Origin of the sequence: Bacteroides sp. GM023 (assembly GCF_014750685.1) — a bacterium.
Lineage (GTDB): Bacteria > Bacteroidota > Bacteroidia > Bacteroidales > Bacteroidaceae > Bacteroides.
Genome location: NZ_JAAXGE010000006.1, coordinates 404,724 through 419,171, shown reverse-complemented (window position 1 = coordinate 419,171; position 14,448 = coordinate 404,724). Strand labels below are relative to the sequence as shown.

10 protein-coding genes and 2 tRNA genes are annotated in these 14,448 nt (G+C 44.2%); 10 read left to right on the top strand and 2 right to left on the bottom strand.

Translation table 11 applies throughout. The features are described from left to right. Nucleotides 1–486: 486 nt before the first annotated feature. Nucleotides 487–2,469, bottom strand: a complete 1,983-nt coding sequence (locus HC965_RS15345; RefSeq protein WP_191032280.1) for a family 20 glycosylhydrolase — start codon at nucleotides 2,467–2,469, stop codon at nucleotides 487–489. Between the two features lie 137 nt (nucleotides 2,470–2,606). Between HC965_RS15345 and yaaA the strand changes: the two genes are divergently transcribed. Further along, a complete protein-coding gene (gene yaaA / locus HC965_RS15340) occupies nucleotides 2,607–3,380 on the top strand; it encodes a peroxide stress protein YaaA (protein ID WP_191032279.1) in 774 nt (257 codons plus the stop codon). A gap of 3 nt (nucleotides 3,381–3,383) precedes the next feature. Then, nucleotides 3,384–3,938, top strand: a complete 555-nt coding sequence (locus HC965_RS15335; RefSeq protein WP_191032278.1) for a sugar O-acetyltransferase — start codon at nucleotides 3,384–3,386, stop codon at nucleotides 3,936–3,938. Nucleotides 3,939–3,961: 23 nt separating this feature from the next. Here the strand turns inward: HC965_RS15335 and HC965_RS15330 are convergent, their stop codons facing one another. Beyond that, nucleotides 3,962–6,271, bottom strand: coding sequence for an outer membrane beta-barrel protein (locus HC965_RS15330; RefSeq protein WP_191032277.1), 2,310 nt, complete (start codon nucleotides 6,269–6,271; stop codon nucleotides 3,962–3,964). A gap of 233 nt (nucleotides 6,272–6,504) precedes the next feature. Between HC965_RS15330 and HC965_RS15325 the strand changes: the two genes are divergently transcribed. From HC965_RS15325 to HC965_RS15290, 8 genes are all read left to right on the top strand, one after another. Beyond that, a tRNA-Val gene (locus HC965_RS15325) sits at nucleotides 6,505–6,579 on the top strand. Nucleotides 6,580–6,614: 35 nt separating this feature from the next. Then, a tRNA-Val gene (locus tag HC965_RS15320) sits at nucleotides 6,615–6,689 on the top strand. Between the two features lie 174 nt (nucleotides 6,690–6,863). Beyond that, nucleotides 6,864–7,673 (top strand): bifunctional 2-polyprenyl-6-hydroxyphenol methylase/3-demethylubiquinol 3-O-methyltransferase UbiG, encoded by an 810-nt coding sequence (locus HC965_RS15315; protein ID WP_191032276.1) that lies wholly within the window; start codon nucleotides 6,864–6,866, stop codon nucleotides 7,671–7,673. A gap of 256 nt (nucleotides 7,674–7,929) precedes the next feature. Then, nucleotides 7,930–9,276, top strand: coding sequence for an adenylosuccinate lyase (purB, locus tag HC965_RS15310; protein ID WP_191032275.1), 1,347 nt, complete (start codon nucleotides 7,930–7,932; stop codon nucleotides 9,274–9,276). Between the two features lie 75 nt (nucleotides 9,277–9,351). Continuing rightward, complete coding sequence (locus tag HC965_RS15305) at nucleotides 9,352–10,836, top strand: pseudouridine synthase (protein ID WP_191032274.1); 1,485 nt, start codon at nucleotides 9,352–9,354, stop codon at nucleotides 10,834–10,836. 105 nt (nucleotides 10,837–10,941) lie between these two features. After that, on the top strand, nucleotides 10,942–12,345 hold the full coding sequence (gene asnS / locus HC965_RS15300; protein ID WP_191032273.1) for an asparagine--tRNA ligase: 1,404 nt from the start codon (nucleotides 10,942–10,944) through the stop codon (nucleotides 12,343–12,345). A gap of 139 nt (nucleotides 12,346–12,484) precedes the next feature. Beyond that, nucleotides 12,485–12,976, top strand: a complete 492-nt coding sequence (locus HC965_RS15295) for a DUF4488 domain-containing protein (RefSeq protein ID WP_191032272.1) — start codon at nucleotides 12,485–12,487, stop codon at nucleotides 12,974–12,976. Between the two features lie 241 nt (nucleotides 12,977–13,217). Beyond that, a complete protein-coding gene (locus HC965_RS15290) occupies nucleotides 13,218–14,420 on the top strand; it encodes a glycoside hydrolase family 88 protein (protein ID WP_191032271.1) in 1,203 nt (400 codons plus the stop codon). Nucleotides 14,421–14,448 lie beyond the last annotated feature (28 nt).

Sequence of the window (14,448 nt, the reverse complement as noted above, 5' to 3'; positions counted from 1 at the left end):
ATAACAAAAGCTCCCTCTTTGGCCGGTCCAAAGGGGGAGCTTTTCTTTTGCAGTAAGACTAAATTTCGGGAGCCTTAATGATAGAGCCGTTTCCCTATAGAGAAACGCGAGTTTCCATACTGGGGAACGCCAGTGTCCCCGTAAGGAAACTGGCGTTTCCTCGGTGAGAAACTAGAGTTTCCATTGCAGGAAATTGTAGGAAACTATAAGGGTTTGATTTTTAGAAGTATAGCTTGCTGAAGTTATCCCTATGCAGAATGAAATTTCAAGTTTAATAGAAAATAGCTGTCCATAGCAGCCGTGACTTTTCTTCTATTGATAATCCTTTTGTCGAAGGTGATAGATAAGGTGATAGGTGATAGATAAGGTGATAGATGAAAGCAACCTATCACCATCCCTGAAAGTGCGATGAATAAAGCATCTTGGAAGGACGGTGATAGGTTGAAAGAGAAAAGTGGGAAATTATATGTGTAGGCTTACTTATTATTATTTGCTTACACAGTAATTATATACCTTTAGATTTTCTATCCGGCTATTGAAATCTCCCGCTTTTTCCAGTGGGAAAACCAATGTGCGGATATAGTTCATGGAGTCTTTTCCCGCATTGAAGTAAAGTTTCTGCATATTCATTTCTTCAATTACCTTTCCGTTCACTCTCAGTGTAGTTCCACGGTTGTCACCTTCAATCTGAATCGTAGCCTTCTCTCCCGGATTTACCTTATATGGGAAAGTATTCAAATAACCGTCGCGTGCAAAACCCATCATGCCGCGAATCGGGTCTGTCAGGTAGAAGACGGCGTTCGGTGAACGGAATAGTTCTGTTCCGCTTTTCTCCGGTGCTCCGGTGATGTCAAAACTGACTGTATAGTTATAGCCGATTTCAGGATAATCGGACGTACTGCCGGGAGCAACTGTGGAACGTTCATAGACTAATGCGGGACTTTTGCCGATTCTTCCCATCTGATTGACTCCGGGAGCTTCACTGATAGCGGCACGTTTCTCCTTGTATGCTTCGAAAGGCAGGCTCGTATCTTTACCTGTCCACATTTTCACGGCAAGAGTTTGCAGGGCGGGGAATACACGGTGATGAATATCTTTCACGGAAATTCCATTGCCTACATGGTCATTCCAAATGGCAAACATACCACCGAGGATAGCAGGATGCTTTTCTTCGAATACAGCTTTGCCGATATGCGCCGGTGTCCATTTGTTGTATAAGAATGATTCGTTGAGATAGTCCTGATAGTATCCTGCTATCGGAACAATATAAACCATTCCGTCCGGAAGGCTGATTAGCTGATAACCATCCTTTATCATGGTTGCCGGGTCAGCATATCCGTTGTACCAGGCATTCATAAGAACGTCCTTTGATTTGACCGGAGTGTCACCTTTGGCATGAGTGAGCGCACCCCATACTACTGCCTGCTTGCCGAATCCTTCTACCAGGCGGATATAGTGGTCGGTGAATGCACGGAATTTTTCTACTACTTCCTTTTTCGCGTTCGAGTATTCGTCAGTGCCGATGTGTACGCGCTTGCCTACAAATACGGGATTGTCTCCTTCCAGGTATTCTTTGAACAAAGCATCTACAAATTCATACGTTTCCGGTTTGAAGAGGTCGAGATGATCCATTCCATATTCTTTGCTCCCGATTTCCGGTTTGTAATGGGCGAATGCAAGTGAATGGGCGGGAATATCTATTTCCGGTATGATTTCTATAAAGTTGGCGGCTGCCTGCTTTTGGAAATCAATAAATTCCTTTTTGGAATAAGAACCGTCGCGGGCGGTCAGTCCCGGATACGTATCCGATTCCAGGCGGAAAGCGGCATACGTCTTGTCCCAGTTGTGTTCGAAATATTGCTTGAATCCGTTGTCGTTCAGATGGACTTGCAAGGTGTTCATCTTGTAGTAAGCCATGATTTTCACCAAGTCTTGCAGATAAGACATCGGGATAAATTTACGTCCGCAGTCTATCATAAATCCACGGATAGGATAGTCGGGATAATCGCGGATAGTCCCTTTGGGTAGTTGGTGGTCGGCGGTTTGTTCCGCTATTTGCAGGAGGGTGCGTGTGCTCCAGTAAAGTCCGGTAAGGGTCGGGGCGGAGAGCGTCACGCGGTCGGCTATCTTGATGTCATAGCCTTCTTGTCCCAATTTCTTGTCTGTTGATAACGATAGGACGAAATCTCCGGCTTTCGCCTTGCCTTCCGTCACGCTCAATGCCTGTCCGAACATTTGTTGATAATCGTCGGCGAACATTTGAGCTACTCTCAACAGTTCGGGATTGGAAGAAGTGCAGACGATTTTCGCGTCCGTTCCCGGGATAAAGTTACCGTCTTTTCCCGTCCATTGTTTCAGTTCGGGGACGACGAATGGTTTTGGATTAACAGCAGCGCGGGATAAATTCCCGGTCAAACAAAAGATAGTCAATAAGCATAGCACTTTCAGGGGGATTAGTGTGTGTCTCATAAGGGGGATTTTTTGTTATTAATAAATGATTAACGTTAATTATCGGGTGAAAGTAAGGATAATTTGGCTATCCATCGGTAAGAGAAGCGAATTATTTTTTATTTTTGTTTTTTAAAAAGATAAAATCAGATTTAAACATGTTAGTACTTCTATCCTGTGCCAAGACTATGAGTGAGACTTCAAAGGTGAAAGTGCCTTTGAACACAGTTCCGCGTTTTCAAAAAGAAGCGTCCGGGATTGCTTTGCAGATGTCCCAGTTTTCGGTGGACGAACTGGAACGCCTGTTGCGTGTGAATTCGAAGATAGCCGTAGAGAATTATAAGCGTTATCAAGCCTTTCATGCGGAAGGAACACCGGAACTTCCCGCTTTGCTGGCGTATACCGGAATTGTGTTCAAACGTCTGAACGCAAAGGATTTCTCCAAAAAAGAATTGGAATATGCGCAGGAACATCTGCGGCTGACTTCTTTCTGTTATGGTCTGTTGAGGCCGTTGGATACCATTCGTTCCTATCGCTTAGAGGGCGATGTGGTGCTGCCGGAGTTGGGAAATCAGACTCTGTTCTCTTATTGGCAATCCCGCCTGACGGACGTGTTCATAGAAGATATAAAGAAAGCGGGCGGAATACTCTGCAACCTGGCAAGTGACGAGATGAAAAGCCTGTTCGACTGGAAACGGGTGGAGAAAGAGGTGCGTGTCATTACCCCCGAATTTCAAGTGTGGAAGAATGGGAAATTGGCTTCGATAGTGATTTATATAAAGATGTCCCGTGGCGAAATGACACGTTTCATCCTGAAGAATAAGATAGAAAAACCGGAAAAACTGAAGAGTTTCTCATGGGAAGGATTCGAGTTTAACGAGTCCCTTTCGGACGAAAAGAAGTTTGTATTCACGAATGGTAAAGAGGTATAAAGTATGACGGAAGTAGAAAAGATGCGCAGCAGCCAGTTGGCTGATATGTCTGTGCCGGAGTTGCAGGTGCGTTTTGAACATGCCAAGAAGTTGTTGGCGCGTATGCGGGGATTGAGTACGTATGATGAAGGATACAGGGAGTTGCTGGAAGAACTGGTGCCGGGTATTCCTGAAACGTCGGTTATATGTCCGCCTTTCCATTGTGACCATGGAGATGGAATCAGGGTGGGCGAACATGTGTTTATCAATGCCAATTGTACATTCCTTGACGGAGGATATATCACGATTGGCGCTCATACGCTGATTGGGCCTTGCGTGCAGATTTATACTCCGCATCATCCGATGGATTATTTGGAAAGAAGAAGTCCGAAAGAATATGCCTATCCTGTGACGATTGGCGAAGATTGTTGGATTGGCGGCGGAGCTATCATCTGTCCCGGCGTGACTATCGGTAATCGTTGTGTGATAGGGGCGGGGAGTGTCGTTACAAAAGATATTCCCGACGACAGTATTGCAGTCGGGAATCCGGCACGTGTAGTCCGTAAGCAACCTGTTTGATGCTTGACGTCCGTCCGGGAAAGTTATTTCCCGGATTTGAGTGTTCCTGCGTTGCTGTCCTCGTTGTGAAGCCGTTTTTCGGCAGATTCGTATTTGCGTCCGAAGCTGAAATTCCACGACAGGCTGATGGCGAACATCCTGGAACTTTCTTTGATATACATCCAGTTCTTTGAGGGAGCGTATGAACTGAAGTTCTCGCTTCCCACCTTGTAGTTGTCGCTGAAAGGGTTAAGCACCATAACTCCTGCGGTTAATTGCTTGTAGCGATAATTGACTCCGAGGATATGATAGTTTTCTCCATATTGCAGTGTTTCGCCATAAAAGTTATTACGGTGGCTCTGTATTTCAAAGAACGAACTCCAGTTCTTATAAGAAGCCATGGCGCTGGCACGGTAATACCAATTTGTATAAGTATGGTGGTAATTGTGCCCGCGGCTGTCGAAGTAATTGATACCCGTTGCTACGGACAGGCTTAGTATATTTTTGATAGGACCTACCTTTACTTCTATCTCTGGATTGAGTTTCTGCCAACTTCGTTGGTTGGCGATGGTACGGATGAACAGGTCGTTCTCCCTGATTGTCTCTTCCATATTGGGCTTATGCTGATATTGGTATAAAAGGTAAAGGCTACCGCTGAACAACCCTTTGCGATAATCGACATTCAACGTGTTGTTATAAACAGTCGACATTTTTAACCCCGGATTTCCCCGCCGTATTTGTAAGGAGTCGATTAGCTGTTCTACATTGTTCAGGTCGGACAAAGCGGGCGTACCTCTCGAAATATCTCCCTGATAACGGATGGAAGCATGGTCGGAGAAACTGTAACCGACCCGGAGACGCGGCAGGAAAGAATACTGCTGATATCCTTCGCCTTCCTGATTGAACCACGAACGGCTTCCTTGTAACCCCAGCGAGTAATTGAACTTTTTCACTTTACTGCCGAACTCCACATAGGCGGCGGTATAGGCTTCTTGCATCTGCGTCTCTGCCGAAGAAGTACCCGCATATTTGTTTTCAGTCAGCGACTGCTGATGGCGGATACCCGTGCTGAACTTACTGTTAGTGAATCTTTTCTCATAAATACCTTCACCGATAAATGAATATTTCTTTCCACGGGTAGCCGAATAAATATCGGTTACGATATCGGAGTGTTTCTTTTCCTCGTAAGTCCGGTCGTCATAGGTACGTATATATGTGCCTACTGCATTCACAATAATCGCCTGGTTGTTTTTGAGGTTGCGTTGCAGGTAGATGTCAAGGGACGGTGATTTGCTGTCCGAACTCGTATAATCTTTCATAGCCACGCTGTTGTCGGGATTGTTGATAGGATATAATGTACTTTGGGTATTCTGCTTGTTTCCGCGGAAACCACCCCGAAGCGCCACATTGATAAACCATTTCTCTGATTCCTGATAGCTGTAAGTCATGGTCAGATAATCCCAATGCATCTTCACCTTGTCAGGGATACCATCTTCCAACCGTGTGAAAGAAGGCTGGCTCGCAAAATTGAATGTCTCTGAGTTTTCCCTCCAATAATTATTGAATGAACGGTAGCCGCCATAGTAGGTAATTCCCCATTCCGAGTTCTTATGATTGATTTTGGCTGTCACATTGTTGTTACTCCAAATAGCGCTGATTGGAATATTCGTATTGATTCCTATATAACCGCCTGTCTGATGGCGGCGGACGATATAATCGAGGACGGCTGCCGCATTATCCCCATAACGCAGGCTGGGCTCGTCGTGATATTCAATACGAATCACGTCTTCGGGACGCAGGGAGAGAATCTCCTGTATTTCCACTTTTGCCCCGTTGATGCGCAGTTGCACATCTCCCTGGTTGGAAGAAGTAATCGTCTGCCGTATCGGGTCTACCTGTATCCGGTTGAGTTGCAGTCGTTGCAATAACGTAAGTCCGTCCGTCGATGCTTTCAGCTGGTGGGCAGTGGGGAAGACCAGTTTACGGTCGGACTGGTTGATGACCGAAGCAGCCGTGACGGTGACTTCCTTCAACGCGATGGCGGCGGAGTCGATGGCGATAGTGCCTAAATCGAGTGTTGAGGTGAAATCCTGTAAACTGACTTGTCGTGTCTCATATCCTAAACCGGATATTTGTAGCTGATAATTTCCTTTTTGCAGGTTGTTCATGCTGAACCTTCCCCGTTGGTCGGTGACACCGCCGGAGATAAAAGTGGAATCTTTGGTCTGTAAGATGACATTGGCGAACTCCACCGGCTCTTTACCGGATACGATTCTTCCTCTTAACTGCAAATTTTGCGCAATAATCAACGTGCACAGACATAAAAATGCTGCGGTTGTAGTAATTCGTTTCATATCTTTATTAATTATAAGGGCAGAGAAAGAGTCGCGACTTTCTTTTTCTTGTTCTGTTTATTAGACGGACTCAGAAAACTGAAAGTTGCATGAAAAAAAACTTTTTTTATTATTTGCTGATAATCAGTAGTTTTGTCAAAAGGATAAAAACTTTCTTGAAAAATAATAGGAGAAATATTTGGAGGATTCAAAAAAAGCCGTACCTTTGCATCGCTTTTGAAACGGAAGTGTACGGGCGCTTAGCTCAGCTGGTTCAGAGCATCTGGTTTACACCCAGAGGGTCGGGGGTTCGAATCCCTCAGCGCCCACACTAAAAAAACGAAACACTTCCGGCTCATTATAAGGGCGCTTAGCTCAGCTGGTTCAGAGCATCTGGTTTACACCCAGAGGGTCGGGGGTTCGAATCCCTCAGCGCCCACACCGAAAGTCAGATAGTTATTTTTAGCTATCTGATTTTTTTTATGCATAAACGGTTGGTTGGCACATTAGTTTGTGTGGTGATGTAAGCCGGGATGCAAACTAAAGGAACAATGCTATCTGAATTTCCTTTATACCTGTAATTTGTATACTATATCCTTCCTCGAAACTATATATGAGTAAAACTATCATCGATAAAAGACCTGCTTTGTTTGAGAAAACAGACTGTAATATATGGACAGACCCGTATATCGGATTACAAATGTTGAAAATGCATTTGAATCCGGACTTTGACGGAGCTAGCCGGCAACAAGAATCTGTTCGGAAAACAGTGGATTTTATCTTGAAATACATCAAGCCAACGGGCGGATTACTGGATTTGGGTTGTGGCCCGGGATTATATACTTCTATTTTTAAAGACAGGGGGTATGAGGTAACAGGCGTCGACTTCAACAAAGCATCCATAAGATACGCTGTTGAAAGAAGGCATGATATAAAGTACATACTTGGAGACTATATACAGGAATATCCTCAAGGCAAATATGATGCTATCATCATGATTTATTGTGATATGGGGACTCATTCTGATGATGACCGGGATAAACTTCTGAAAAATATCTATTCATCACTGAATGATGGCGGAGTGCTTATCTTCGATGTCTTTACTGAAAGAATAGTTTGTGATAAACAGGAAACTAAAAATTGGGAATACGCTCCATCCGGCGGCTTTTGGGATGAGAATGAATATTTATTGTTGAGTCAGACATTTCATTATCCGGAAAATAAGGCTTTCGCTTATCAATATAATTTGTTGACAGACAATGAGAGTAAGCATTTTATTGTTTGGGATAGATACTATGCTGAAAAAGAGATAACGGATATATTGAAAGATACCGGATTCAGACAGGTTGCTATCCATAAGAATATTCTTTCAGATAATAATTTTACGTCGAATAATGAAATGTTTATAGTTGCCGGAAAATAAAAAACTAACAGCTTTAGTCAATGATAAAACTTATATAAGACCGATAGAAGATAGTGATATAGAACAGATGCAGTTGTGGTTAAATAAACCACATGTGCTGAAGTGGTATCATGATGCCGATGAATGGCTTTGCGAAGCAATTCGTGAGACTTTTTTTATTTCTTACCGCTTTTATACAAACTTTCTCTATCCTTTTGCCCTATAACTCAGGAAAAAGAGTTAATTTTGCAGTCTGATAATTATCTTAAGAAAACGTATGGAACTTGATGTATTAACGGCCATATCTCCGATTGATGGTCGATATAGAGGCAAAACTAAAGCTTTGGCAGCCTATTTCTCTGAATTTGCACTGATAAAATACCGTGTACAGGTAGAGGTGGAGTACTTTATCACCTTGTGCGAACTCCCTTTGCCGCAACTAAAAGGAGTCGATAGCAGCGTGTTTGAAACTTTACGGAATATCTACCGTAACTTCTCTGAAGCAGACGCACAGCGCATTAAAGATATCGAAAGTGTGACGAATCATGACGTGAAGGCCGTAGAATACTTCCTTAAAGAAGAATTTGACAAGATGGGCGGAATGGATGACTACAAGGAGTTCATTCACTTCGGACTGACTTCGCAGGATATTAACAATACCTCCGTTCCCCTTTCTATCAAGGAAGCACTGGAACAGGTCTACTACCCGTTGATTGAAGAACTGATTGCACAGTTGAAAACATATGCGACAGAATGGGCTAATATCCCGATGCTTGCCAAGACTCACGGTCAGCCGGCTTCTCCTACCCGTTTGGGAAAAGAAGTGATGGTATTCGTTTACCGTATGGAACGCCAGTTAGCAATGTTGAAGGCTTGTCCGCTTACTGCCAAGTTCGGCGGTGCTACCGGAAATTATAACGCACATCATGTAGCATATCCTCAGTATGACTGGAAACAATTCGGCAATCTATTTGTTGCAGAAAAACTAGGATTGGAACGCGAAGAATATACAACGCAGATTTCGAACTATGATAACCTCTCTGCTGTTTTTGATGCAATGAAGCGTATCAATACCATCATGATAGATATGAACCGTGACTTTTGGCAGTATATCTCCATGGAATACTTCAAGCAGAAAATCAAAGCCGGAGAAGTGGGCTCGAGCGCTATGCCGCACAAAGTGAACCCGATCGACTTCGAAAATGCGGAAGGTAACCTGGGTATCGCGACTTCTATCCTGGAACACCTGGCTGTGAAACTTCCGGTTTCACGTTTGCAGCGTGATCTGACCGACTCTACTGTTCTGCGTAACGTAGGCGTACCCTTCGGTCATATCGTGATTGCGATTCAGAGTTCCTTGAAAGGATTGCGCAAGCTGTTGCTGAACGAACCGGCTATGTATCGTGATTTGGATAACTGTTGGAGCGTAGTGGCGGAAGCTATTCAGACAATCCTGCGCCGTGAGGCTTATCCGCATCCGTATGAAGCCTTGAAAGCTTTGACCCGGACGAATCAGGCGATTACAGAAAGTTCTATTAAAGAGTTTATCGAAGAATTGAATGTAAGCGAAGAAATTAAAAGTGAATTAAGGGCAATTACCCCTCATACCTATACAGGATTGTAATTGTTTACTTAATATAATAAACGTGTTTTTTAAATAGGCCGTGAGGCCAAAGTCTAATTTTATTCGAATAAAAAAATGAGCACAGAAAACGAAGAATGGCGCGAAAATTCTTTCAATGAGGAGAATACAGGTGCCGGCCGTGATGGTAACAGGTCTTACAACAGAGAAGGTGGAGAACGTCCGTATCGTCCTTCTTACAACCGTGAAGGCGGGGATCGTCCGTATCGCCCGCGATTTAATACCAATAATGAAGGTGGAGAACGCCCGCAGCGTTCTTATGGCGACCGCTCTTATGGCGACCGTCCTCAACGTCCTTCCTACAATCGTGAAGGTGGCGATCGTCCGTATCGTCCTCGCTTCAATAACAATGAAGGTGGCGACCGTCCCCAGCGTCCTTACAACCGCGAAGGTGGCTCTTACGGTGACCGTCCCCAACGTCCTTCTTACAACCGTGAAGGTGGCTCATATGGCGACCGTCCGCAACGTCCCCGCTTCAATAGCGAAGGTGGTGGCGACCGTCCGCAGCGTCCTTCTTACAATCGTGATGGTGGTGACCGTCCGTACCGTCCTCGCTTCAATAGCGAAGGTGGCGGCGACCGTCCGCAGCGTCCTTACAACCGTGATGGTGGTGACCGTCCGTATCGTCCCCGTTTCAATAACGGCGAAGGTGGCGGCGGCTATCGCAGCAACAACGGTGGTGGTGGCGGAGGCTATCGTCCGAGATACAACAACGACCGTCAGGGCGGATACCGTCCTCGTCCTCGTACCGGCGATTATGATCCGAATGCCAAATACAGCATAAAGAAACAAATCGAGTACAAGGAACAGTTTGTTGACCCTAACGAACCGATTCGTCTGAATAAGTTCCTGGCTAATGCAGGTGTTTGCTCACGTCGTGAGGCTGACGAATTTATCACAGCAGGTGTGGTTTCTGTAAACGATGAAGTAGTTACTGAATTGGGTACAAAAATCAAACGTTCGGATGTGGTTAAGTTCCACGACGAACCGGTAAGCATCGAACGTAAAGCATATGTATTGCTGAATAAGCCGAAAGATACCGTTACTACATCGGATGATCCTCAGGAACGCCGCACAGTAATGGATTTGGTGAAAGGCGCTTGTAACGAACGTATTTACCCGGTAGGACGTCTTGACCGTAACACAACCGGTGTACTGTTACTGACGAATGACGGTGACCTGGCTTCCAAGCTGACACACCCGAAATTCCTGAAGAAGAAAATCTATCACGTTCAGTTGGACAAGAATCTGGCAAAAGCGGATATGGAACAGATTGCAGCCGGTATCCAGTTGGAAGACGGTGAAATCCATGCAGATGCTATCAGCTATACAGATGATTTCAGAAAAGACCAGGTGGGTATCGAAATTCACTCCGGCAAGAACCGTGTCGTTCGCCGTATTTTCGAATCACTGGGTTATAAAGTAATAAAACTCGACCGTGTATTCTTCGCCGGACTGACCAAGAAAGGTCTGCGTCGCGGAGACTGGCGTTACCTGTCGGAAGCAGAAGTAAACTACCTCCGCATGGGTTCATTCGAGTAATAAGTTAATAAATAACAACTTGACAGAGGACGAGGAAAGAGAGCAGGAAAGAATGAATCTTGCAATTGAAACCTCGTCTTCTTGTATCTAAAAAGAAAAAGTTAAATGGAAAAGATTGGTAGAACAAAAATTGTTGATTTGTTAAAGCGCACAGATATTGGCGCTATGGTCAATGTGAAAGGATGGGTTCGCACCCGCAGAGGTAGCAAACAAGTAAACTTTATCGCACTGAATGACGGTTCTACAATAAATAATTTGCAGGTCGTAGTAGATTTGGCTAATTTCGATGAAGAGATGCTGAAACTGATTACCACCGGCGCTTGTATCAGCGTGAACGGAGAAATGGTAGAATCAGTTGGTTCCGGCCAGAAAGTGGAAGTACAGGCTCGTGAAATCGAAGTGCTGGGTACTTGCGATAATACATATCCATTGCAGAAGAAAGGTCATTCTATGGAATTCTTGCGCGAGATTGCTCACTTGCGTCCGCGTACCAATACATTTGGTGCAGTGTTCCGTATTCGTCACAACATGGCGATTGCTATTCACAAGTTTTTCCATGAAAAGGGCTTCTTCTATTTCCATACACCGATCATTACAGCTTCTGACTGTGAGGGTGCCGGACAAATGTTCCAGGTAACTACCATGAACCTGTATGACTTGAAGAAAGACGAAAGAGGTTCCATCTCTTATGAGGACGACTTCTTCGGCAAACAAGCCAGCCTGACCGTTTCCGGTCAGTTGGAAGGTGAATTGGCTGCTACTGCTATGGGCTCTATCTACACATTCGGCCCTACGTTCCGTGCTGAAAACTCCAATACCCCCCGCCACCTGGCAGAGTTTTGGATGATTGAGCCGGAAGTTGCCTTCAACGACATTATCGACAATATGGACTTGGCAGAAGAGTTCATCAAGTATTGTGTGAAATGGGCGTTGGAAAACTGTGCGGACGACGTGAAGTTCCTCAACGACATGTTCGATAAGGGATTGATTGAACGTCTGCAAGGTGTATTGAAGGATGATTTCGTTCGTCTGCCTTATACAGACGGTATCAAGATTTTGGAAGATGCCGTAGCAAAAGGCCATAAGTTCGAATTCCCGGTATACTGGGGCGTAGACTTGGCTTCTGAGCACGAACGTTATCTGGTGGAAGAACACTTCAAACGTCCGGTAATCCTGACTGACTATCCGAAGGAAATCAAGGCTTTCTATATGAAGCAGAATGAGGATGGCAAGACAGTACGTGCGATGGATGTTCTATTCCCGAAAATCGGTGAAATCATTGGCGGTTCCGAACGTGAATCGGATTATGACAAACTGATGACTCGTATTGGAGAAATGCATATCCCGATGAAGGATATGTGGTGGTATCTGGATACCCGTAAGTTCGGTACTTGTCCTCACTCCGGCTTCGGACTTGGTTTCGAACGTCTGTTACTTTTCGTAACAGGTATGTCAAACATCCGTGACGTGATACCGTTCCCGCGTACACCGAGAAATGCTGATTTCTAATATTTCGGTATATTTATGTAAAACTCGCATAATCTTTTGGTTATGCGAGTTTTTTTATGCAATTGATTGTTCTTTTCTCAAAATAAATCTTTATATTTGGACATATGCATTTGAGAGTGTTAACTAAAATAATACGACAATGAAAAAGCTCTATTTCTTTACCATGCTTTCAATAATGTTGTTGGCGGTAACAGGTGCGATGGCCCAAAAGAAAACAAAATTCAAGGCGGCCGAATTGAAAGGTATTTGGCAGCTCTGCCATTATGTGTCCGAATCTCCCGATGTTCCGGGAGCGTTGAAACCCAGTAATACATTCAAAGTCCTGAGTGATGACGGACGAATCGTGAATTTCACCATCATTCCCGGTTCGGATGCCATCATCACCGGCTATGGAACATGGAAGCAACTGACGGACGACTCTTATAAGGAAAGCATTGAAAAGAATATCCATCTTCCGATGCTGGATAACCAGGATAATATTCTTGAATTTGAAATCAAGGACAATGATTATCTGCATCTGAAGTATTTTATAAAGAATGACTTGAACGGGAATGAGTTGAATGCCTGGTATTACGAAACCTGGAAACGGATGGAGATGCCGGCGAAGTTTCCGGAAGATATTGTGAGATAAGAATTTTGTGTTTTTATTGGGCACGGATTTTACGAAATGCCGTACTGTTGATATACTATTTATCAGCAGTGTATTTCGCGGAATCCGTGCCTGTTTTTTGTATAAAAGATAAAAACAAAGAGGTTTTGGACGAAATCAAAGTCGGTTGAAATAGAAACGGAAATAAAAAGGAAGATATATAAACTCCGTTTTTCTGCATTGCTTTAACTTTGCCTACATCAACAATAGTAGAATTATAACAATGAAAAACAGACTTTTTATGGTAGTAGGGAGTATTGCTTTCCTGACTGCCTGTAATACTCCGAAAGGAAATGAGATGGAATGGTTCGACCATGCAGTGAAAACATCCGGACATCAATTGCTTTATATGGCGGAACAATTAAAAGAAGAGCCGGACACGGCTTGTTTCCCGCGTTCTATAAAAGAGGGCAAGTATCGGTTGGAACATCCTACGGACTGGACAAGTGGTTTCTATTCCGGTTCGATGTGGTTGGCATATGAACTAACTGGGGATGAGGCGTTGGCAAAGGAAGCGCGTAAATATACGAACCGTCTGCAGGATATGCAATATTATACAGGTAACCACGATTTGGGCTTTATGATGTTTTGCAGTTATGGACAAGGTCTGCGCTTGAAACCGGAGCCCACGGACAGTCTGATTCTTGTTCATTCTTCCGAAAGCCTTAGCTCCCGTTTTAGTTCGAAAGTAGGATTGATTCGTTCATGGGATTTTGGCGACTGGAGTTATCCGGTGATTATTGATAATATGATGAATCTTGAAATGTTATTTTGGGCTTCGGAACAAACTAATAATCCAAAATATCGTGATATAGCTATTTCTCATGCTGACAAAACATTGAAGAATCATTTCCGGGCGGACATGACTTCCTATCATGTGGTAAGCTATTGGGAGGATAGTGGAGAAGTGGAGTCTAAAGGGACATTCCAAGGATATGCTGATTCCTCTGCCTGGGCTCGCGGGCAGGCGTGGGGAGTGTATGGTTACACCATGTGCTATCGTTTCACCAAGCAGCAGAGTTATTTGGACGCTGCTCATAAAATAGCCCGGTTTATCATCGACCATCGTCCGGCGGAGAATGATTACATTCCTTACTGGGATTATGATGCTCCTAATATTCCCAATGAGCCGAGAGATGCTTCTGCGGCTGCTGTAACGGCTTCCGCATTACTGGAACTGAGCGGATATGGTGACAAGAAACAAGGAGAAGAATATTTTCATTATGCGGAAAATATACTGAAGCAATTGTCATCAGGGGAATATTTGGCGGAAGAAGGAAAAAATCATGGTTTCATCCTGTTGCACTCTGTCGGCAGTTTCCCGCACGATAGTGAGATTGACACTCCGTTGAATTATGCTGATTATTACTATTTGGAAGCAATGAAACGTTATAAAGACTTGAAAGAGAAACCGGATAATTTATAGTATTCGTGTTTTAGTAGATTCCGGTCCT

Excerpts from the sequence above, each read along its gene's own strand:
- HC965_RS15345 (WP_191032280.1), bottom strand. The coding sequence starts at position 2,469 with ATGAGACACACACTAATCCCCCTGAAAGTGCTATGCTTATTGACTATC.
- yaaA (WP_191032279.1), top strand. The coding sequence starts at position 2,607 with ATGTTAGTACTTCTATCCTGTGCCAAGACTATGAGTGAGACTTCAAAG.
- HC965_RS15335 (WP_191032278.1), top strand. The coding sequence starts at position 3,384 with ATGACGGAAGTAGAAAAGATGCGCAGCAGCCAGTTGGCTGATATGTCT.
- HC965_RS15330 (WP_191032277.1), bottom strand. The coding sequence starts at position 6,271 with ATGAAACGAATTACTACAACCGCAGCATTTTTATGTCTGTGCACGTTG.
- HC965_RS15315 (WP_191032276.1), top strand. The coding sequence starts at position 6,864 with ATGAGTAAAACTATCATCGATAAAAGACCTGCTTTGTTTGAGAAAACA.
- purB (WP_191032275.1), top strand. The coding sequence starts at position 7,930 with ATGGAACTTGATGTATTAACGGCCATATCTCCGATTGATGGTCGATAT.
- HC965_RS15305 (WP_191032274.1), top strand. The coding sequence starts at position 9,352 with ATGAGCACAGAAAACGAAGAATGGCGCGAAAATTCTTTCAATGAGGAG.
- asnS (WP_191032273.1), top strand. The coding sequence starts at position 10,942 with ATGGAAAAGATTGGTAGAACAAAAATTGTTGATTTGTTAAAGCGCACA.
- HC965_RS15295 (WP_191032272.1), top strand. The coding sequence starts at position 12,485 with ATGAAAAAGCTCTATTTCTTTACCATGCTTTCAATAATGTTGTTGGCG.
- HC965_RS15290 (WP_191032271.1), top strand. The coding sequence starts at position 13,218 with ATGAAAAACAGACTTTTTATGGTAGTAGGGAGTATTGCTTTCCTGACT.